Source organism: Vibrio harveyi NBRC 15634 = ATCC 14126 = KCTC 12724, assembly GCF_001591145.1.
GTDB lineage: Bacteria > Pseudomonadota > Gammaproteobacteria > Enterobacterales > Vibrionaceae > Vibrio > Vibrio harveyi.
In genome coordinates this window covers 88,005-107,980 of record NZ_BCUF01000014.1, presented here as the reverse complement: position 1 = coordinate 107,980, position 19,976 = coordinate 88,005, and the positions used below count along the sequence as shown (strand labels likewise).

General features: G+C 44.9%; 18 protein-coding genes. 7 read left to right on the top strand and 11 right to left on the bottom strand.

Going from position 1 to position 19,976, the window contains the following annotated elements:
• Positions 1-5: 5 nt before the first annotated feature.
• Positions 6-497, bottom strand: a complete 492-nt coding sequence (locus tag VHA02S_RS09795; RefSeq protein ID WP_038899426.1) for a hypothetical protein — start codon at positions 495-497, stop codon at positions 6-8.
• A gap of 288 nt (positions 498-785) precedes the next feature.
• Between VHA02S_RS09795 and VHA02S_RS09790 the strand changes: the two genes are divergently transcribed.
• Complete coding sequence (locus VHA02S_RS09790) at positions 786-1,748, top strand: integron integrase (protein ID WP_038899425.1); 963 nt, start codon at positions 786-788, stop codon at positions 1,746-1,748.
• 60 nt (positions 1,749-1,808) lie between these two features.
• Here VHA02S_RS09790 and VHA02S_RS09785 read toward each other — a convergent pair whose 3' ends face one another.
• The 8 genes from VHA02S_RS09785 to VHA02S_RS09750 all read right to left on the bottom strand — a co-directional run bounded on the left by VHA02S_RS09785 (position 1,809) and on the right by VHA02S_RS09750 (position 9,675).
• Positions 1,809-2,282, bottom strand: a complete 474-nt coding sequence (locus VHA02S_RS09785) for a DUF2947 domain-containing protein (protein WP_038899424.1) — start codon at positions 2,280-2,282, stop codon at positions 1,809-1,811.
• Positions 2,283-2,295: 13 nt separating this feature from the next.
• Positions 2,296-2,883 (bottom strand): HD domain-containing protein, encoded by a 588-nt coding sequence (locus VHA02S_RS09780; protein WP_038899423.1) that lies wholly within the window; start codon positions 2,881-2,883, stop codon positions 2,296-2,298.
• Positions 2,884-3,468, bottom strand: coding sequence for a ribosomal protein S5-alanine N-acetyltransferase (rimJ, locus tag VHA02S_RS09775; RefSeq protein ID WP_005445212.1), 585 nt, complete (start codon positions 3,466-3,468; stop codon positions 2,884-2,886).
• A 64-nt stretch (positions 3,469-3,532) separates the two neighbouring features.
• A complete protein-coding gene (tyrR, locus tag VHA02S_RS09770) occupies positions 3,533-5,077 on the bottom strand; it encodes a transcriptional regulator TyrR (protein ID WP_009698366.1) in 1,545 nt (514 codons plus the stop codon).
• A gap of 100 nt (positions 5,078-5,177) precedes the next feature.
• Positions 5,178-6,218, bottom strand: coding sequence for a YcjF family protein (locus VHA02S_RS09765; protein WP_038899422.1), 1,041 nt, complete (start codon positions 6,216-6,218; stop codon positions 5,178-5,180).
• A complete protein-coding gene (locus VHA02S_RS09760; protein ID WP_038899421.1) occupies positions 6,215-7,591 on the bottom strand; it encodes a YcjX family GTP-binding protein in 1,377 nt (458 codons plus the stop codon). Before VHA02S_RS09760 ends, VHA02S_RS09765 begins: the two co-directional genes overlap by 4 nt.
• Positions 7,592-7,748: 157 nt before the next feature.
• Complete coding sequence (locus VHA02S_RS09755; protein WP_005433708.1) at positions 7,749-7,934, bottom strand: hypothetical protein; 186 nt, start codon at positions 7,932-7,934, stop codon at positions 7,749-7,751.
• A 223-nt stretch (positions 7,935-8,157) separates the two neighbouring features.
• The gene (locus tag VHA02S_RS09750; protein WP_038899420.1) at positions 8,158-9,675 is read right to left on the bottom strand and encodes a fumarate hydratase; all 1,518 of its coding nucleotides are present in this window, start codon (positions 9,673-9,675) and stop codon (positions 8,158-8,160) included.
• A gap of 308 nt (positions 9,676-9,983) precedes the next feature.
• Between VHA02S_RS09750 and pabB the strand changes: the two genes are divergently transcribed.
• Positions 9,984-11,348 (top strand): aminodeoxychorismate synthase component I, encoded by a 1,365-nt coding sequence (gene pabB, locus VHA02S_RS09745; protein WP_102949612.1) that lies wholly within the window; start codon positions 9,984-9,986, stop codon positions 11,346-11,348.
• Positions 11,349-11,427: 79 nt separating this feature from the next.
• On the opposite strand, the gene VHA02S_RS09740 is transcribed toward pabB, so the two are convergent.
• Together VHA02S_RS09740 and VHA02S_RS09735 are read right to left on the bottom strand one after the other, a co-directional pair.
• Positions 11,428-13,128, bottom strand: a complete 1,701-nt coding sequence (locus VHA02S_RS09740; protein WP_038899419.1) for an ATP-binding protein — start codon at positions 13,126-13,128, stop codon at positions 11,428-11,430.
• Between the two features lie 6 nt (positions 13,129-13,134).
• Positions 13,135-13,674, bottom strand: a complete 540-nt coding sequence (locus VHA02S_RS09735) for a heme NO-binding domain-containing protein (RefSeq protein WP_009698373.1) — start codon at positions 13,672-13,674, stop codon at positions 13,135-13,137.
• A gap of 113 nt (positions 13,675-13,787) precedes the next feature.
• Between VHA02S_RS09735 and VHA02S_RS09730 the strand changes: the two genes are divergently transcribed.
• The 5 genes from VHA02S_RS09730 (at position 13,788) to VHA02S_RS09710 (ending at position 19,955) form a co-directional block, all read left to right on the top strand.
• On the top strand, positions 13,788-14,387 hold the full coding sequence (locus tag VHA02S_RS09730; RefSeq protein ID WP_005445194.1) for a CoA pyrophosphatase: 600 nt from the start codon (positions 13,788-13,790) through the stop codon (positions 14,385-14,387).
• 346 nt (positions 14,388-14,733) lie between these two features.
• Positions 14,734-15,987 (top strand): aromatic amino acid transport family protein, encoded by a 1,254-nt coding sequence (locus tag VHA02S_RS09725; RefSeq protein ID WP_038899418.1) that lies wholly within the window; start codon positions 14,734-14,736, stop codon positions 15,985-15,987.
• Positions 15,988-16,084: 97 nt separating this feature from the next.
• Positions 16,085-17,446 carry an L-serine ammonia-lyase gene (locus tag VHA02S_RS09720; protein WP_005445190.1) on the top strand — a complete coding sequence of 454 codons (1,362 nt, stop codon included), beginning with the start codon at positions 16,085-16,087 and terminating at the stop codon, positions 17,444-17,446.
• Between the two features lie 218 nt (positions 17,447-17,664).
• Positions 17,665-19,380: a cyclic di-GMP phosphodiesterase TpdA gene (tpdA, locus tag VHA02S_RS09715; protein WP_038899417.1), complete on the top strand. Its 1,716-nt coding sequence runs from the start codon at positions 17,665-17,667 to the stop codon at positions 19,378-19,380.
• A gap of 107 nt (positions 19,381-19,487) precedes the next feature.
• Positions 19,488-19,955 (top strand): GNAT family N-acetyltransferase, encoded by a 468-nt coding sequence (locus VHA02S_RS09710; protein ID WP_005445185.1) that lies wholly within the window; start codon positions 19,488-19,490, stop codon positions 19,953-19,955.
• Positions 19,956-19,976: the final 21 nt, after the last annotated feature.

Genomic DNA, 19,976 nt, shown 5'->3' with positions numbered 1-19,976 from the left:
GCTTGTTATGCCTGTACTTGCGTATTTTCTAGGACTTGAAGAACTTTTGCTTTATTGTGAAGTCTTGCATATTCCACGTGCGAAATAGGCAAATCACATGACTCAACGTTAAACCCAGCATTGAGCATTTCATTAATAAGTCCAAGGTCATCGTTATAGATTGCGTCTTGAAATACTCGATGCTCTGATGAACTACCATGTGATGCAATTACATCGGAAACTTCAATTTCCTGCTCTTTACCGCAGTGCTTGCACAATTTTGCTTCAGGTTTAATTAATTCCGCACAATACTTACACTTTTTTTGGGTACCCGATTGTATTGCTTTTTCTTCAATAACTTCTGTTTGCTTGCTGACGACAAGCGATAATACAACACCAATTGGTCCCAACAATAAACCAAGAATAAACCAGCTAAAACCACTACGTCCTTTATTACTAGCTGATGCTGCCGAAACAATCCCACACAACACCCAAAAGATACCAACACCAAATGACATTATCTAAAGCTCCAAGAAAACCGAAAACCAGAACATCATACCATAAGTTCAATTCTAGGGGAAAAGGCATAACGCTTTCTATACGGCTTTAAGCCATCTTTCAGGCACGCTACCGCCTTCTTTCATGCAAAAGAAAGTATGCATGCTAGCACTTATCTGCATGAAACAAATAGAAAATCAGTATGAATCTGTGTGCTCAACCACGCAATTAGACTGCGCAGGCGTGCCTAATTCGTTTAAGCACGCTAATTTAAGAGACCTGTATAAATAACCAGTTAAAATTAAACAATGAAAAGTCAGTTTTTACTCAGCGTGAAAGAGCATATGATCTCACGTCACTATGCCAAGAAGACCATAGAAGCCTACCTATTTTGGATAAAGCGATACATACATTTCCACCAGCTAGCCCACCCTTCGAAACTTTCTGAAGATGATGTTGAAGGCTTTCTTAGCCACCTCGCGATTGGAGAAAAAGTGGCAGTAAAAACGCAGGCTCTCGCATTAAATGCTATCTCTTTTTTATACCGTGAATACTTTCAAATGCCACTTTCATTAAACATGCGATTTCAAAAGTCAGTGGCTGAAATGAAATTGCCAGTGGTGTTAACAAGGAATGAAGTACGCCGCTTTGTTCGACATATTGATCCACGATATAAACTCCATATTCAATTGTTATATGGTTCAGGGCTTCGAGTCATGGAATGTCTCCGATTGCGGATTCAAGATATCGATTACGATTATGGAGCAATCAGAGTTTGGCAAGGAAAGGGGGGCAAGAACCGGACAGTGACACTGGCAAAAGAGTTACATGAACCATTAAAAGCACAAGTAAACTTAGCAAGAGATTATTACCAAAAAGATCGTCATGTGGCAGGTTATGCGGGTGTAAATATAGCCGATGGCTTAAGTCGAAAATATCCTGGAGCCGAGCTAGATTTTAATTGGCACTTCCTCTTCCCTTCCACCAAGTTAAATGTCGACAACGAAACAGGAGAGCTTAGGCGTCACCATATCAATGAAAGCGCGATACAAAGAGCAGTGAAGCGAGCCGCAAAAGATGCAAGCATAGAAAAGTCAGTCACTTGCCACACGCTCAGACACAGCTTTGCGACGCACTTACTCGAGTCCGGTGCAGATATACGCACGGTTCAGGAACAGCTTGGGCATTCCGATGTAAAAACCACACAAATATACACGCATGTAATCGAGCGAGGTGCTGGCGGCGTATTGAGCCCTTTATCGAGCCTATAAAAAACAAAAGCCACCGAGTAAAACATCGGTGGCTTTAGCCATTTATGCGCGAAAGTCGTGCTAGTGGCGCTCTCCTAGCTTGACGTTTCCTTTGGAGTCAAACCACAGAGCTTGAGCGCGGCGACGACCAATCAAAATCGGACCATCGTCGTAGAACAAGAAATTCTTCCAGTGTTTTTTAAACGTTGACCACTTCGTCTCAATCACGTTGTATTTCTCATAGCAAAAGTACACGGTTACATCATCTTGCCAGTCAATAAACGTCGCCACTTCTTCTGGAAGTTCAGGTTCATCAGCTTCCCAAGTAGCCATCCAATCGACTTCTTGTGACCAGTTAGACTCTTTCATTGGCCAGTCTGATGAGCTCAAACGATCTGCATCAGGGCTTTGCGCACTGATGTTCTCTTTCCAGAACTGCGCGGCGCGAGCTTGACTCATTGGCTTGATAAACTCTAGGTCTTCTTCCGGCACTGGCATTGACTGGTGAGTAAAAATCCATTTTCTTTGGTATTCATCCAAAGGCAAATAAGACATTCAGTCTCCTTTCTTACGACTTCAACCAACCGTTCTCGGTGGCATCTTCAATCAGTTCTTTAGCCTTGTCCCATAATGTGACAGAGCCAAATTCAATTCTTTTATTGATGGTTAACGCTTGCTCTCGCGTCACCCCATTTTCTTTCCAACTTTGACCATCATTGTGGTAGTTGAGCAACATTGGAATAAGGCGGTCTAACGCCTTAGCGTATTTAGCATCATTACTTTGCGCGGCTTCAAATTCATGCCACAGAGCGAGCAGTTCTTCACCTTGATCGCTTGGTAACATACCAAACAAACGCTGAGCCGCTCTGAACTCTTTCTCTTCTTGCTCTTTAGACGCTGCAACATCATAAACAAAGGTATCGCCCGCGTCGATCTCTACCACATCATGAATAAGCAGCATTTTCATCACACGCGTAATATCAACTGGAGCATTAGCGTGCTCTTGCATTAAAACGGCCATTAGCGCAACGTGCCAGCTGTGCTCGCCGCTATTTTCCAGACGTCCATCAGCGCTTTTTACTCGAGTGCGTCGAAGTACGCTTTTAAGTTGGTCTAGTTCTATCAAAAGTGCTAACTGCTTTTCCAGCCTTTCCATCTATCGAGCCTCTGCATTCCAATTCGGGTTAGTCAGCGATGTCAGCACATGATCTTGCCACTCACCGTTGATCAACAAATAATCCTTTGCGTAACCTTCTCTTTCAAATCCGACATGTTGCAAAACAGCTTCACTTCGCGTGTTATGTGGCATGTAGCCAGCTTGAATGCGATGTAACTTTTGTACATCAAACATATAGTCGCATGCCATTTTCAACGCGCGGCGCATATAGCCATTTCCTTGCGCATCTTCAGCAAGAGAGTAACCCACATTACAGGCATAAAATGGGAAACGGGTCAGGTTACTGAAAGAGAGCGTCCCGAGCATTTTACCTGATTCAGCGTGAACGAGTAGGCAGTAGTAGCCCAACCCCAATCTATGCAGCTCGTTCAGTTTTATCAACTTTTGTAGCCAGCCGTTGACAGAGTAAAATGCCTCTTCACGTTTTGGTTCAAAAGGCGCTAAATACTCTCGGTTTGTCTGAAAATACGCCGCAATCATATCGGCATCACCAATTTCTGCGGTACGTAGAAGCAAGTCGCCGTCCAACTTGTGAACGGCGATTGAGGAGCTTTTATCTTCCATTACGAATGACAACTTCCATTTAATTTCGGATTAATTTTCGGATAGCCCAGTTTGTACGAATACCCTAGCTTTTACGAATACCATAATCACGCAACTTGTTCGCGATAGAGGTATGAGAGACATTCAATCGCTTGGCAAGCTTACGGCTTGATGGGAAAGATTGATACAAACGCTCTAAAATCTGCGATTCGTAATCACGCATGATCTCATCCAATGATCCATCAAGGTTCAAGGTTGCGCTACCTCCGCCCATTGCTTGCGGTTGAGGCAGATTAAAGTTATCCGCTTTTAGCAAATGACCTTCCATCTCAGTCAGCGCGCGAAGCACCATGTTATCTAACTGACGCATGTTACCGGGCCACTGGTAATTTGCTAGCGCATCAACAAGTTCATCATCGAGTTCTGGTTTATCGATACCAAGCTGCTGAGCATGTTTTGTGACAAACAAATCCAGCAATGGTGCAACATCGTTCGAGCGTTTACGCAGCGGCGGGATGTTCAACGTTAGAACGTTGAGACGATAATACAAATCTTCACGGAACTTACCTGCTTCGGCAAGTTCGGCTAGGTTGTGCTTGGTTGAGGCAATAATACGCACATCAACATGCATCTCATCTTCTGCACCAACACGACGGAAGTTTCCATCTTGTAAAAAGCGAAGTAGTTTGATTTGCAAGTGCGCACTCATCTCGCCTATCTCATCGAGAAAAACGGTGCCGCCGTTGGCTTGCTCAAAAATACCTTTATGCCCTTGCTCATGATTAAACGAGCCAGGTGCATGACCAAATAACTCGGTCTCCGCAACATCGTCCGGCATCGACGCACAACTCAGCACCATAAATGGCTTGCTCGCGCGTCCAGATCGGCTATGACATGCTTTTGCCAGCATTTCTTTGCCAGTACCAGTTTCACCCTCAATCAATAGGGGTTGGTCAAGCACTGACAGTTTTTTCGCTTGGTTCATCAACGCCTTATGGCGATTCGATAAACCAACAAAATGCTCGAATCCTAACTGGTTATGCAATGGCAGAGTTTCTTCTATCTGCACACCTTGCTGGCTAGAGCGAATAGTCATCAACGTACTAGCAAGAGTTGAGTTTTGCGCTTCGTCTTTAATGTAGACAGGCATCAACTCAAGAATGTAGTCCAAACCATCAATCACTAAGCTTTCACGAGTGCGGGCATTAACGCCTTCCGACCAACGAGAAAAACGAACACTCGGTAACAAAACTCCGATTTGAGTGCCAATCACATCTTGTTTGTGCTGACCAAGTAGAGACAATGCTGACATGTTCGCCATATCTACCGCACCTTTGAGGTCGATGGCAAAGACAGGATCTGGAAGATTATCTACCAAAGAGAGCAACTCAGTATTGTGGCGCTCCATTGGCATAAATTGGATTTTACGTACGTCTTTGACCCCCGGTATACGGCGGATTTCTGCCATTAGTTCGCTAAAGGTATCAAAATCAATATCAGGGCAGTTTAGGTAAATGATGCCACTAATATCAATTTCGATACCACGTAAATCGATGCTTTTAGACGCTAAAATATCGAGCAGTTCTCGGGTAAGACCGAGTCTATCTTCACAAAAGACTTCAAGACGCACTGAAAATATCCCAAATCACAACTGTCAGGAAAAGTTGACAGTAGTTTCTACCAAGCTTGGAATGGCGTCAAGTAATCCTCACCGTCAAAGGTGACATTGATTACGGTTTCATCGTGATTGATGCAACTTTCGCCACCACTTCTTTGCGAATCGCACCTAGTTTCACCTGACGCTCCGGATACCAAGGTAATGGACGAAGCAGTGCCATCGATTTGAGCCCTAGGCGCGCAGTCAAAATACCCACACCCAAACCCTGCCCTGCTCGCGCAGAGACTTTTCCAGCTAAATCCATCGACATCAGATCCATACTGGCATCAATCGCGAGCTCACTGGCACCTGCTGCTGCCATGTTAACGAACACTGCACGTAGCAGTTTGATGCGTGAAGCATACCCCAGCTCAACGCCATACACCTTCGAAAGATTATCGATCATTTTGAAGTTACGCCATGCCACCAGCAACATATCAGCGGCTGCTAATGGGCTCACAGCCACCAACGCGGCAGATTCAGTTGCATGTTGCGAAACAATTTTGGTTGCGAGCTTATCTTGCTGACTCACGACCATGGAATCATACATGTCTAGAATTTCGGCATCACTATGAGCTGGGTTTACGCTGTTTTTCCAACGATCAAACCCCGGGTTTTCTGCCAACACGCCGCTTTGCTCCGCCACTTTTTCACAAAAGGCTTTGCCCTTACCGACGCTTTGGCTATCAATAAGCCCTTCGCTTTCTTCCTGCACACTAAAATGATTGCGAAGTTTACGCAGCTTCCATAGCTCTTTGCCTAGTGCACCCAAACCAAAAGAAGCGATAGTGGTGATAAAGCCAGCCCAGCCAAGAGCAAGCCAATCAGCAGTTTGTACTGCGGTAACGACAGAATCGACCGCCTGCCAACCAACTAAACCGGCAAAGGTTGCAAAGAGCCCCGTTGTCAGCCATTTGCGACCCACTCTCGGGCGAATGACATGTTCAAGCTGTAACTCTTGTTCTGTTTCATCCTGTTGCTCTTCAATCGCCACAGGTACGAAGGTTTCTTTTTCTGAAAACGTCTTTTGAGCCGTCAACTCAGGAGAAACACTCTCTTGATCACTTTGCATCACTTTTTCTGAGAAGACTTGTTTTTGTTTTAGTTCACTCATTTCAATTTGTCTCCCAATAGGTATTCCAATGCTTTGTCTAGGCGAATGTGTTTCATCGGCTCATCCGTTTCTGAAGGCATTGGACGGAAAGAAGTAAAATCAAAGCCACTGTTTTGCCAATAAGCGGTATTCGGCAGCTTCTTAGGGACTTCTCCCGGGAACATCGTCATTGGCTCCCCTTTTAACGTCGTGCCTTGCAGCGCGGGGACGGTTTTATCTCCGGAGGCAATAAACCCTGACATGGTCGCTTGAATCGACGCAATGCTCATGCAGCTCATTTCAATGTTCTCGTACGCTGCGGTTTGCCATGCTGGGTGGACCATTTGCTGTAACAATGACACTAAGTGAGGGTGCTGATCTGGGGTCACGTGATCCGCTTTCGTCGCAGCAAACAGAACTCTGTCGATCTTTGGTGAGAACAAACGACGCAAGAAGCTACTGCGCCCATACCGGAAGCTATGCATGATCTGTTCAAGCGCTTGGCGCATATCATAAAAAGCTTCATCACCCGCATTAAGTGGCTGCAAGCAGTCGACCAGTACGATCTGTCGATCGAAAGTAGCAAAATGATGTTTGTAAAACGCTTTCACGACCTTTTGCTGGTATTCATGGTAACGCGCTTCTAGCATCGCGAGGTTGCTGCCTTTAGAAGGCTTAACCCCTTCCTCAACTCGACACGGGAAAAACTGCAGCACTGGCGCACCAGCAAGTTCACCCGGTAAAACAAATCGACCAGGTTGCACCCAGTGTAGCCCTGAGTCTTTACAAGCATGCAAATAATCTGTGTATGCGTTAGCAACCTGCTCAAGCTGTTTTTCACTGGCTTCTGCATTCAAATCCACAGAATCAAGCGCCTCTAACCAAGGGTTGGCAAGCTCAAGACGCTGACCTTTTAGCGCATCAAACTGGGTACGAGACCAGCTTGCAAAATCCATATCAAGCAAAGGTAAATCAAGAAGCCACTCACCCGGGTAGTCAATGATATCGACGTTCAATACCGCGGTTTTGCTCAGCAGCTTTTTAGTGGTTTTGTTCGGTTTATATTTGAGTGCAAGACGAATTTCGCTCACGTCACGAGTCGGCACCGGCCATTGGGGAGGTGTAGCATGAATTTGACTCATTGCCTCATCATAGGCAAAACGTGGCACCATCATGTTCGTGTGTGGTTCACGTTTAGCCCCAATCAGGCGCTTATCACGGGCCGCATTAAGCAGTGGCAAATTATCGTGTGTCGCAGTGTGCAGCAGTTGATTGACTAAAGAAGTAATAAAGGCGGTTTTCCCCGCTCGAGATAACCCAGTCACGGCGATTCGGACATTGGCGTCCATACCACGGCTGATAAAGTCATTCACTTCTTGCGTTATTCTTTTCATACTTTTTATTTATCTCATCAATTTCTGCTACGCAGTGTAATTTTACCAACCTTAATCAAAGATGAACAAAGTATTCACGGCAAAATCTGACGTTTAAAAACGCAAAAGCCTCTGAGAATTTCAGAGGCTTCGGGGATCTTGATAACCAGTTTACACTCTAATCGTCTTCGATAAGCTTGTAGATAACAAACAGTGCAATCTCCAAAATCAACCACAAGACACAAGTGATGGTGACGTATTTTTCATCGAAGATACTGATGCCGTGAAGGATCAAGTCGTAGCCCACAAAGCTACCGATCACAACCGCAAGGACTATTTGTAGAATTTGAATAAAACGAGGCATGCCGTCTCCTAATCATGGTCAGCATAACAGCAAAATTTGTTATGCCTATAAGTTTATATCTGATTATATAGACAAAAAGTGCAGCTTTCGCTGCACTTTTGTCAAATGTTTGCTAGGTAAATCAGCACTTTGTCACATTCTCTCGATTGAGACGCCTGCGCCTCGCCGAGTCAGACTCCGCATGACACAAACCTTGTGACCTGACAAATTAGCAACTCGTGGCTTACGCTTCCATCTCTTGGATTTTCACTTTCCACGTATCTGGACCAATTTGGTGCGCATTTACACCATTTGAGTCCACTGCCACGGTAACTGGCATGTCTTCAACTTCGAACTCGTAAATTGCTTCCATACCCAAATCTTCAAACGCCACAACGCGTGCTTTTTTGATCGCCTTCGCAACCAAGTAAGCCGCTCCACCTACCGCCATGAGATAAACGGCTTTGTGTTTTTTGATTGACTCAACCGTAGCTGGACCACGCTCGGCTTTACCTATCATACCCATAATGCCCGTTTGCTCTAGCATCATGTCAGTAAACTTATCCATTCGCGTGGAGGTTGTTGGACCTGCAGGACCAACAACTTCATCACCCACTGCATCAACCGGACCAACGTAGTAGATGAACTTACCCTTAAGATCGACACCTTCTGGTAGACCTTCTCCCGCCTCTAGCATGCCTTGGATACGTTTATGTGCCGCATCACGACCAGTAAGGATTTTGCCAGACAGCAGAACGGTTTCACCCGTTTTCCACTCTTGGACTTCTTCTTTAGTGACCGTATCAAGGTTAACGCGACGTGTGTTCTCGCCTGCTTCCCAAGTAATGTCTGGCCAATCTTCCAGTTTTGGCGGCGTCAGCTCTGCCGGTCCCTTGCCATCAAGAGTGAAATGCACGTGGCGTGTCGCTGCACAGTTCGGGATCAAGCACACAGGTTTCGAAGCGGCGTGAGTCGGTGCAGTTTTGATTTTCACATCAACAACTGTCGTTAAACCGCCTAAGCCTTGAGCACCGATGCCAAGTTTGTTTACACGATTGAAGATATCAATACGAAGCTCTTCTTCCGCATTTTGAGGACCACGGTCAATCAACTCTTGAATGTCGATGTGTTCCATTAGAGATTCTTTTGCCAGTACCGCTGCTTTTTCTGCAGTGCCGCCGATACCAATGCCAAGCATACCTGGAGGACACCAGCCAGCGCCCATAGCTGGTAGCGTTTTCTCTACCCATTCTGCTATGTCATCTGACGGGTTCAGCATGACCATCTTAGTTTTGTTCTCAGAACCGCCACCTTTCGCAGCAATTTGAATTTCAACTTTGTCTCCAGGCACCATATTAATGTGCACGACTGCTGGCGTGTTGTCTTTGGTATTGATTCGCTTACCAGCAGGGTCCATAAGAACCGAGGCACGCAATGGGTTATCTGGGTTTGTGTAAGCCTGTCGGACACCGTCATCCACCATTTGTTGTACCGTCATATCGGTCGAGTCCCACTGGACGCCCATGCCGATGTTCACGAAACAAGTCACGATCCCCGTATCCTGACAGATCGGTCGATGACCTTCTGCCGACATACGAGAGTTAATTAGGATCTGAGCGATGGCGTCTTTTGCCGCCTGGCTCTCTTCACGGTGGTAGGCTTTTTCAAGGGCTTGAACAAAGTCTAGCGGGTGGTAGTAAGAAATATACTGTAGCGCATCAGCAACACTGCTGATGACATCCTGCGTGCGTATTACCGTCATTGCATGCCTCATTATTGTTATGCTTTGCTTCCATTATTGGCTTGGCTTCAATCGTGTTTGTTGAGCTTATTGCTCTTGATGAGCTTTGTTTTTATAAACGTTTATTTTTAAACCATGTTTTATAAACAATTGTCGAACGGCTGATATCGACACACGAGTAAATGAAGTCGCCTTCTTTTATAGTAAAACCACCTCCAAGCCTTTGTATAGAGGTAGTTTGGCTATACAAGGGTTTATGATACTCTTGCTGCCCATGACATGCCATGCAGTGAATGAACTCTTTGTCACAATTTAAACAAATGAACAACATGGATACGCAATTGCTTGATTTTAAGGCATTGGATTACGCCAACGACCTCGCTCTTTCGCTATTTTCCCGTATTGAAAGCCAACCTTGGGCGATGCTTTTACGCTCTGCCTCGCAGACGCACATCGATAGCCGGTTCGACGTATTAGTCGCAAACCCAATCGCTACCCTTGAGACAGTGAGCAGTGACACACAAATCACCACATCAAACGAAAACTACGTTTCCCAAGATGACCCATTTTCCTTGCTAGAAGACCTTCAGCAGCGGCTACTGCCACAGGTTGAAGCTGACACGAAATGGGATGTACCGTTTGTCGGTGGCGCACTGGGTTACTTCAGCTACGATTTAGGTCGTCGAGTCGAATCCATGCCTGATCTGGCAGACAAAGATTTGCGTACTCCAGACATGGCTGTAGGCTTGTATGAATGGGCGCTGATCGTTGACCACAAGCTAAACAAGGCGTGTATGGTCGGCAGAAACATCGAGCAAGCATGGCAATGGCTCAATGCGCATTCGAGCGCGGATGTTGAAGACTTCAAGCTGATTAGCGACTGGCAATCCAATATGACGCAAGCGTCCTACGCTTCTCGTTTTGAGCATGTGCAACAGTACCTACTGAGCGGCGACTGCTACCAAATTAACTTAGCACAACGTTTTAACGCCGCCTATCAAGGCAGTGAATGGCAAGCTTACAAAAAACTGGAAGAAGCAAATCAAGCGCCTTTTTCCGCGTTCATTCGTATGCCTAAATCAGCGATTATTAGCGTGTCACCAGAGCGTTTTCTAGAGCTTAGAGATAACGTTATTGAAACCAAACCGATCAAAGGCACTCGTCCTCGCAGTCAAAATCCACATCAAGATTCCGCCAACGCGTTTGATTTACAGACCGCAGAGAAAGACCAAGCAGAGAACTTGATGATAGTCGACTTACTTCGCAACGATATTGGTCGGGTCGCGGCACCAGGTAGCGTACATGTACCGAAGCTATTTGATATTGAGAGCTTTCCCGCAGTGCATCATTTAGTGAGCACCATTCGGGCCAACTTAGATATTCGCTACTGCGCTGCAGATCTGCTTCGTGCATGTTTTCCCGGCGGTTCGATCACTGGTGCGCCGAAAGTACGGGCGATGCAAATCATAGAAGAGTTAGAACCTCATCGACGCAGCGCTTATTGTGGCAGTATTGGCTATATTTCCCGTCATGGGCGTATGGACACCAGTATTACAATCCGCACTTTGGTCGCAGAAGACAAACGGCTCTACGCATGGGCTGGTGGCGGTGTGGTCGCAGACAGTGACTGCGCTGCAGAATATCAAGAGACCCTGGATAAGCTCTCAAAGATACTACCAGCGCTCAAATCATGAGCAAAAAACCTCAATCAAAATAAACAAAGCGGCACTGCAACATAACCGTGCCGCTTCTCTTTATATGTTCTCGTGCTCTCTATTCGTCTAACCACTTACACATCATCTGCTCAATATCCGCAGCAGTATATGGTTTAGTTAAGATGTCATCCATCCCAGACTCCACGCACTTTTGTCTTTCCTCAAGGGTGGTGCCTGCTGTTAGTGCAATAATCGGTCTGTGAAAGCCATTTTCTCGAAGGTGTACCGTTGCTTCATAGCCATCCATTTCCGGCATCCGACAATCCATAAAGATCAATTCGTAATCTTTCTCTTTCACCGCATCAAGCGCTTCTAACCCATTGTTTTTCAAATCTGGAGTAATATCGAGCTTTTTCAGCATTTGAGTCACAATCACTTGGTTCATGCGAATATCATCCACCACCAATACGGAACGCCCGGACAGATCTATCTGATGACCAATTAAAACATCGCCAGCCGCTCTGCCCTGTGCTTGTCCTTGTTTCAGTGGCAATTTGACTTTAAAGATAGTGCCCTTGCGCGGCTCACTGACAAAGCTGATTTCGCCGTCCATCAAATCAACCAAATTCTTACAAATCGCAAGTCCAAGCCCAGAGCCTTCAAAACTTCGCTTGGTAGAGCGGTCGGCTTGCACAAAGGGGTCAAATAAAGCTTGTTGCGCTTCTAGCGGGATACCAATCCCAGTATCTTCCACTTCAAACAGAGCGTAGCCATCGCTCCATTCGACACGAAGCACCACACCTCCAAGATTGGTAAACTTAATCGCATTACCAATCAAATTGACCAGAATTTGCGTAATACGTTCAAAGTCTCCAATCAAGTACTCAGGAATACCCAACTTCTTATCAATAGAAAAGTGAATGCGCTTTTCCGCAGCTTTGGCTGCAAATACGCCGGTCAAAGCATTTTCTAGGTCTTTCCAAGCAAATACTTTGTTTATGATTTCCATCATACCCGCATTCATCTTACTGAAATCGAGCAAGTCGTTAATAATAACGCGTAGCAAATCGCCTGATTGACTTAGATTACCAAGGTATTGAAGCTGCTCTTCCTCCAAGGGGGTTTTACTTAACAGCTCCGCGCTGCCGAGCACACCATTTAAAGGCGTTCGCAACTCATGGTTAATCATGGCAACGAATTCTTTGGTCGCCTTTTCCGATGCTTCGGCACGCTTACGTAATTCAACTTCGCGTTCTAGGCTCAAGTGACGGCTAATAACGCCATGAACTAAATCAGACACTAATACCATTTGCTTGGAAATGAATTCTTGGTCAACTTGTTCAAGATCCACGGAAAACACAAGCTCGCCTAAAATCATTGAATCGATAATAATCGGCAGGTAAAGCTTCTGCGCTTGCCAGCGAGGCTTGGCATCGATGGGCGCATCATGAGCAAGATTAAGATGACCAAATTGATGACGACGCAACGAAGATAAATGCGTATCGCTCAAATACAGGTACGCACCCGACACAACTGAATTAGATGTCAGTTGCTCCAAAAAGCTGGCAATCATGGTTTCATCAAAGGTACTAGAAAGGAAGGTACGACCAAACTTAATCAACGTGGCATCGATTTGCTCTTCAAACTCAAACTTGCGCAAGTCGTGCTCTGACTGCATTTCCAGCTTTTTTAAGGCTACGCTCAGTTGCTGATTCGCCTCGTACAACTCTAAGCTTTTTTGCTCCAGCAGTGTTTCTGCTGCTTTTCGCGATGCCACTTCTCGTTTGAGTTTCCTTTCTAATGAGGAACTTCCTGTCATATTGCCTTATTGAGCCTCCAGCCAAAAACGAACTTGGCTTCCATCTTGCGACTGATTTTGGTGCTTAATGATCACCGTTTCATCAAAGTGGGTGGCACAGCCTTTAATTAACCCCACACACACATGCGCCATGCAGCGCGCACTCCGATAATCGAACACCATCTCCGATTGAGTTTCGCTGATAAAGTCAAATTGCGGTGGATTGGCATCTGGATAAAGCTTTTTCACTTCCACGTGAATAAAGTCTTCCACATGACGCACAAATTGAAACGTAGTGGAGCATTGCTGCAAGCTGGCATGGTTTGGGATTGATTTGAGCAGGTTTTGAAACACACACTCACCAAACACTTCTTGTAACTGCTCCGGTGGAATGTTGGATATTTTGCTGAGGTTGACAATTAACTTGACCAAATCACGATGATCATAACTGCCGACCGAGGTGTAGATGCCTTCATCATTAGATAAGTCGAGCACTTGGTCCAAAACTTCCAGACCAAACTTCTCTTCCACTAACTCCATGAACTCTGTGAAAATAATCCCTTTCATCGTCTTCAACTAACCTTATAGTGACGCCTTAAAATAAAGAATGGTGTATAAAGGTATAACTTTCAAATTAATATGCTTCAGCACACAGGTGTTTTCAGTAAAAGGATTGAGCATTGGTTATTGATAAATCGACATTACTGCAGAACTTCCAACTGCAAATGCCCACAGGCTATCATCGTGAGTCTTTGGGACGCTTAGCGCACTTAGAATCATTGAAGTTGAGAGAAGCGGCCGTATTGATTGGCTTTGTCGAACGTGAACAAGGTCTGCAAGTGATTTTGACCAAGCGTGCCGAGCACTTAAAGCATCATCCAGGGCAAATCAGTTTTCCTGGGGGCAAATTTGAAGATGACGATCAAGTACTTGTAAATACCGCCCTTAGAGAAGCAGAAGAGGAAATTGGTATTCATCAAACAGATATAAGGGTGTTTGGTCAGTTGCCCAAGCTACCTACTATTAGCCAGTTTAATGTGACGCCATTTTTAGCCTTTGTCTCACCAGACTATTCGACTCAGATCGACCCAAACGAAGTCGCCGAGGTTTTTGAGGTGCCAGCAGATCATATTTTGAATCCCAAAAAGCTTTACAGTACAAAATTCAAACTAAAAAACACCAGTCACCGTGTGTTTGCAATCCCCTATCAACAGCATTTCATTTGGGGAATGACAGCACAAATTATCGAATCGATGCAAAAACACATCATTTCTAACTAACTGTCTTATCAATGATAATCTTGCTTCCATAGCAAACATCATGTGCATCAATATTAATAAAAGGTTATTTTTCAAACATTCGTTCACATTAGTTTAATTTGGATTTTATATCGCAAACGCTTGCGGTGAGATAAATTTATACAATCGCCCCTTCAGATAAGTTTTTCTAATTTTACTCATTAGCAATAATCACGTGTAGCACGCCGTTTTCGTGATAAAAAGCAGGTTTTTGACATATCATTCAATAAGCTCGAGCAATACATGATTTAGATCTAATTTTCCTAGTGCAAAATCTTGCAAAATTGCTCCCGACTTATTTCCTGTTCCCAAAATGAGTAACTCAAAAATGAATACAACTACTTCTGCGGCTTCGACCGCACAATCGTCTAGTAAGTTTTCTTACAAAGACTTCACTTGGTGTCTGTCCCTGTTTGGTACAGCAGTAGGTGCAGGTGTACTTTTCCTTCCTATTAAAGCAGGTGCTGGCGGTTTCTGGCCATTAGTTATCCTAGCGCTAATCGCGGCACCAATGACTTGGTTCGCACACAAATCTCTCGCTCGTTTCGTACTTTCTGCGAAAAACCCTGAAGCGGACATCACTGACACAGTAGAAGAGCACTTCGGTAAAACTGGCGCAAACCTTATTACTTTTGCCTACTTCTTCGCTATCTACCCAATCGTACTTATCTACGGTGTTGGTATCACAAACACAGTTGACTCTTTCCTAGTCAACCAAATGGGTATGGAATCTATTCCTCGCTGGCTACTGTCTGGTGCACTTATCGCAGCAATGACAGCAGGTGTAGTATTTGGTAAAGAACTAATGCTGAAAGCGACATCAGCAATGGTTTACCCACTAGTATTTATCCTACTAGCACTTTCTTTCTACCTAATTCCTGATTGGAATACATCAATGATGGAAGTATCACCAAACTGGGGCGAAATGCCGACCATCGTTTGGCTAGCAATTCCAATCATCGTATTCTCTTTCAACCACAGCCCAATCATTTCTCAGTTCTCTAAAGAACAACGTCGTGTATACGGTGATGACGCAGTGAAGAAAACTGACGCTATCACTGGTGGCGCAGCAATGATGCTTATGGGTTTTGTAATGTTCTTCGTATTCTCTGTAGTACTTTCTCTATCTCCAGAGCAACTAGCATCTGCGCAAGAACAAAACATCTCAGTACTGTCTTACCTAGCTAACGTTCATGAGTCTCCACTTATTTCTTACATGGGTCCTCTAGTAGCGTTTGCAGCGATCACTTCTAGCTACTTTGGTCACTTCCTTGGTGCGCACGAAGGTCTAGTAGGTCTAATCAAATCTCGCTCTCAAACTCCTGTCAGCAAGATTGAAAAAGCATCGCTACTGTTCATCGTAATCACAACTTGGATCGTTGCTATCGTTAACCCAAGCATCCTAGGCATGATTGAAACAATGGGTGCACCGATGATCGCGGCAATCCTATTCTTGATGCCTGTATTCGCAATGCAGAAAGTACCAGCAATGGCGAAGTACAAAACTTCAGCACCTGTACAGATTTTCACAGCAATCTGTGGTCTTGCAGCAATTAGTTCTGTAATCTACGGCGCTCTTTAATCACAGCTGCTTTATTTAGCGTGATTAATCCAAGAATATAACGATAATAAAAAGCCTCCCAACTCCCCTTGGGAGGCTTTGTTCTGAGGTAATCGATATGATTAGTGTTTTTGACATCTATAAAATCGGTGTTGGTCCTTCAAGCTCACACACTGTAGGTCCAATGAAAGCGGGTAAAGAATTTATTGATGATCTTCGTGCAATGGGAAAACTGCGCGACATCACTAAAATCACCGTTGACGTTTATGGTTCACTATCACTGACAGGGAAAGGTCACCACACGGATATCGCGATCATCATGGGTCTTGCAGGCAACTCCCCTGAGAAAGTAGATATCGACTCTATTCCGGGCTTTATCGCTCGCGTAGAAGAAACTGAGCGCCTACCTGTTGGCATGCACTGTCATACAGTATCGTTCCCGAAAGATGGTGGTATGAACTTCCATACCACTAACCTTGAGCTACACGAAAACGGCATGCAGATCCACGCTTGGATCGATGACGAAAAAGTATACTCAAAGACTTACTACTCTATCGGCGGTGGTTTCATCGTTGATGAAGAGAATTTCGGTAAAGAAGTAGAGAACCCTATCAAGGTTCCTTACGAATACACAACGGCAGAAGAGTTAGTTCACCAGTGTAAAGAAAGCGGTCTTTCTATCAGCGCACTTGTGATGAAAAACGAACACTCTCTGCACTCTGATGAAGAGACTCGTACATACTTCGCAAACATCTGGCGCACAATGCGCGAATGTATGGATCGCGGTATGAACGAAGAAGGTATTCTGCCTGGTCCACTACGCGTACCTCGTCGTGCAGCAGCACTTCGTCAGCAACTGCTTACTTCTGAAAAGACAACTAACGATCCAATGTCGGTTGTTGACTGGGTAAACATGTTCGCTTTCGCAGTAAACGAAGAAAACGCTGCCGGTGGTCGCGTTGTTACAGCACCAACGAACGGTGCGTGTGGCATCATCCCGGCGGTACTGGCTTACTACGATAAGTTCATCCAGACAGTAACTGAAAAAGATTACATCCGTTACTTTGCGGCTTCTGGTGCAATCGGTGGTCTATACAAGCGCAATGCATCTATCTCTGGTGCAGAAGTTGGTTGTCAGGGCGAAGTTGGCGTAGCGTGTTCGATGGCTGCAGCTGGTCTTGCTGAGCTGATGGGTGGTAGCCCTGAGCAAGTATGTATGGCAGCAGAAATTGCGATGGAACACAACCTAGGTCTAACTTGTGACCCTGTAGCGGGTCAGGTTCAGGTTCCATGTATCGAGCGTAACGGCATCGCGGCAGTAAAAGCGATCAACTCAACTCGTATGGCACTACGTCGCTCATCTGCACCTACGGTTTCTCTGGATAAGGTTATCGAAACCATGCTAGAGACCGGTAAGGACATGAACGCAAAATACCGTGAGACATCTCAAGGCGGTCTAGCAATCAAAGTGATTTGCTAATCCTCCCCTCTCAATTGAAAAGCCCGAGCACATTGCTCGGGCTTTTTTTTCGTTTCTGCTTTCTTAATCCACCGAAATACAACTAGATTGAGCTTTATAAAAAAATCTAAAATGGTCACTATATCCAGAAGTTTAGGATATGCCCGTAGAAGGTCACATACCTGATACATCAATATTGATAACGTATTCAAAAAATTAATCCTGGAGCGCAATAACACATGATTAGGTTTGAACTCGGAAACCAAATCTGCGTTTGCCTGACCGAAAAAGAACTTTCACTACAGCTCAATCATTCCATCCACTCTTCTATTCCTGTAAACCGAATCGAATATTTGATCCTTAGCACCATCGCCGCTTTTGGCAGCCTAAACGCGCCTATTAGCCAGAGGAAAATCGAAAAGAAGTTATCAGCGCAACATCATTTGATGTTGCCGGAAAATGGATTTAAGAACGCTGTTGCGTCGGTACGAAAGAAGTTCAGGCAACTGACAAAGAATCACGTAGAGGCACCTAAGTCTCTGATCGAAAACATCCACCGAAAGGGATATTTTGTGCCATACGATAGCCAACATGCACAAAAAGACGGACTTCTGCAGCAAGCGCGGATCCATCAACAAGCGACACACAGCATAAGAAGAGCAATAGGCATCTGCTTACGCAGCCGTGCGCTGTACTTGAATCTACTGTTTTTTCTCGTTTTTACTATCATCTTGTATGTTGCGATTTGCTTTTACACAATCAGTACGATTGTCAGGCAAAACTATTTTGATGATGCGATGGACTTTGCCCATGATCTGGCACAGCGTAGCTGCTTTGAGCATGAAGACCGCTTACGTGGTTTGTTCGATAATATCCAACTGGTCGAGTCCGCCTTAATGACGGACAAACACAATATTCGTTGTTTGGTGACACCAGAAGCCGTCGTGCCGGTCAACGAGAGAGACCGCAACCTTTGGCTCAATAACGAAAGTTACACCACGCATTCATTTTTCTTTGACGGCGCAGAAGTGTTGGTGCGAGTGAAAAACATCAATCTAGCGAATAGCATAGAGAGCCACATGTCGCGAATGTTTTTGTCGGGAATGAAAGTGTGTACGAACACCGGTACAGCGCTCGAAATTGGCGATACCCAGGGCAACTCGTTTTTATATAACGTCAATGATAACGGCTACAAAGAGATCTATTACGTATCCGGACCGATCACAAGCATCCTTGTTTTGAGCTTTATACTAATGTTTATTACCAGGCATAAAAAGCTGCGTTCGCTGGTCTCCTACCTATGGGCAATTCGTCAGTTCACCCTAAAGCTTGAACCTATCCATAACACATCAAATCGGCAAAATATTCACTATGAGGTACTGTCACGTTTTAAAGTTAAAAACACTCAGCGATTTATTGAACGTTTGATTGCCAATGGCTTACTGATCAATCACACCTTACTGTTGATAAAAACCGTCTATGGCGACGCAAAGACATTACTCGCCCCTCTCAGCATCAACGTATGTCCTTCTCTTCTCATTGGGCACAATTTTACGCGTCTTTATCGTCAGTTGTCCCAGTTAGACTGTACACTGCTGACCATCGAGATCACGGAAAATGCCTCGATGTATTACACGCGCGAGATATTTGACAACATCAGTAAGCTCAAACAGCTTGGTTGTAAAATCAGTATTGACGACTTTGGTACTGGTAATAACAATGTTGAGCTGATTAGCCACATTACGCCGAATTACCTGAAAATTGACCGTCTGTTTGTCATGAACTTAAAGCAAGACGACAAAAAGGTTGAAACTCTGCGCCAGCTAATCGCGATGGGACACACGTACCACTGCACAGTGATCGTAGAAGGTGTTGAAACTGCAGAATGCGCACATCTACTCACCACCCTTGGCGCGCACATCCATCAAGGGTTTTATTACCCATTGTGTCGCTAGCGGCTTCTATTTATTGACAAAATCTGCACATAACCAGATTGCGTACTTTTTATATCCACAACTATAATGGCGGTATCGACTTTACCGCCTCTAAATAGATTCAGCACATGATCGCTATTAAACCAGCCAAGCTGAAAGATTTTGCCAGCTTGATGCAAATGGATGTGCACGACGATCAAAAAGGATTTTTCAAGCCCTTTGAACAGGCTTACCAACAACGCGCCAAATCGGAAGTGTTTTACACCATATTCCACGACTATTTGACTGTGGGGTATTTGGTGATTGATAAAGCATTTGCTCAACACGCGCCTTTTGCTAAACGTCATGAACTTGGGTTGACCTACCTCATGATTGATAAACGCTTTCAGCGTCAAGGGATAGGCAAAGCGACGCTGCAAAAGTTGATGGTGTATGGTTACGCTATTGATGCCGAAAGCAACTCGATATGTGCGACGATCACCAGCACCAACCAAGCGGCGATCAAACTGTTTGAGACAACTGGGTTTGAAAATACGCAAAAGACCATTTACGACGCTCAAGGTAAGGCGCTGATCATGCGCCATGCATTGAGTTAAGTCGAAAACAAACCACCGAAA

Bases quoted from the DNA above. Each gene is read 5' to 3' on its own strand.
- VHA02S_RS09765 (WP_038899422.1), bottom strand. From the start codon at position 6,218: ATGAGTGAACTAAAACAAAAACAAGTCTTCTCAGAAAAAGTGATGCAA.
- VHA02S_RS09720 (WP_005445190.1), top strand. From the start codon at position 16,085: ATGATTAGTGTTTTTGACATCTATAAAATCGGTGTTGGTCCTTCAAGC.
- tpdA (WP_038899417.1), top strand. From the start codon at position 17,665: ATGATTAGGTTTGAACTCGGAAACCAAATCTGCGTTTGCCTGACCGAA.
- VHA02S_RS09790 (WP_038899425.1), top strand. From the start codon at position 786: ATGAAAAGTCAGTTTTTACTCAGCGTGAAAGAGCATATGATCTCACGT.
- rimJ (WP_005445212.1), bottom strand. From the start codon at position 3,468: ATGGAAGATAAAAGCTCCTCAATCGCCGTTCACAAGTTGGACGGCGAC.
- VHA02S_RS09750 (WP_038899420.1), bottom strand. From the start codon at position 9,675: ATGACGGTAATACGCACGCAGGATGTCATCAGCAGTGTTGCTGATGCG.
- VHA02S_RS09795 (WP_038899426.1), bottom strand. From the start codon at position 497: ATGTCATTTGGTGTTGGTATCTTTTGGGTGTTGTGTGGGATTGTTTCG.
- VHA02S_RS09760 (WP_038899421.1), bottom strand. From the start codon at position 7,591: ATGAAAAGAATAACGCAAGAAGTGAATGACTTTATCAGCCGTGGTATG.
- VHA02S_RS09785 (WP_038899424.1), bottom strand. From the start codon at position 2,282: ATGTCTTATTTGCCTTTGGATGAATACCAAAGAAAATGGATTTTTACT.
- VHA02S_RS09740 (WP_038899419.1), bottom strand. From the start codon at position 13,128: ATGACAGGAAGTTCCTCATTAGAAAGGAAACTCAAACGAGAAGTGGCA.
- VHA02S_RS09755 (WP_005433708.1), bottom strand. From the start codon at position 7,934: ATGCCTCGTTTTATTCAAATTCTACAAATAGTCCTTGCGGTTGTGATC.
- pabB (WP_102949612.1), top strand. From the start codon at position 9,984: ATGGATACGCAATTGCTTGATTTTAAGGCATTGGATTACGCCAACGAC.
- VHA02S_RS09725 (WP_038899418.1), top strand. From the start codon at position 14,734: ATGAATACAACTACTTCTGCGGCTTCGACCGCACAATCGTCTAGTAAG.
- VHA02S_RS09710 (WP_005445185.1), top strand. From the start codon at position 19,488: ATGATCGCTATTAAACCAGCCAAGCTGAAAGATTTTGCCAGCTTGATG.
- VHA02S_RS09780 (WP_038899423.1), bottom strand. From the start codon at position 2,883: ATGGAAAGGCTGGAAAAGCAGTTAGCACTTTTGATAGAACTAGACCAA.
- VHA02S_RS09735 (WP_009698373.1), bottom strand. From the start codon at position 13,674: ATGAAAGGGATTATTTTCACAGAGTTCATGGAGTTAGTGGAAGAGAAG.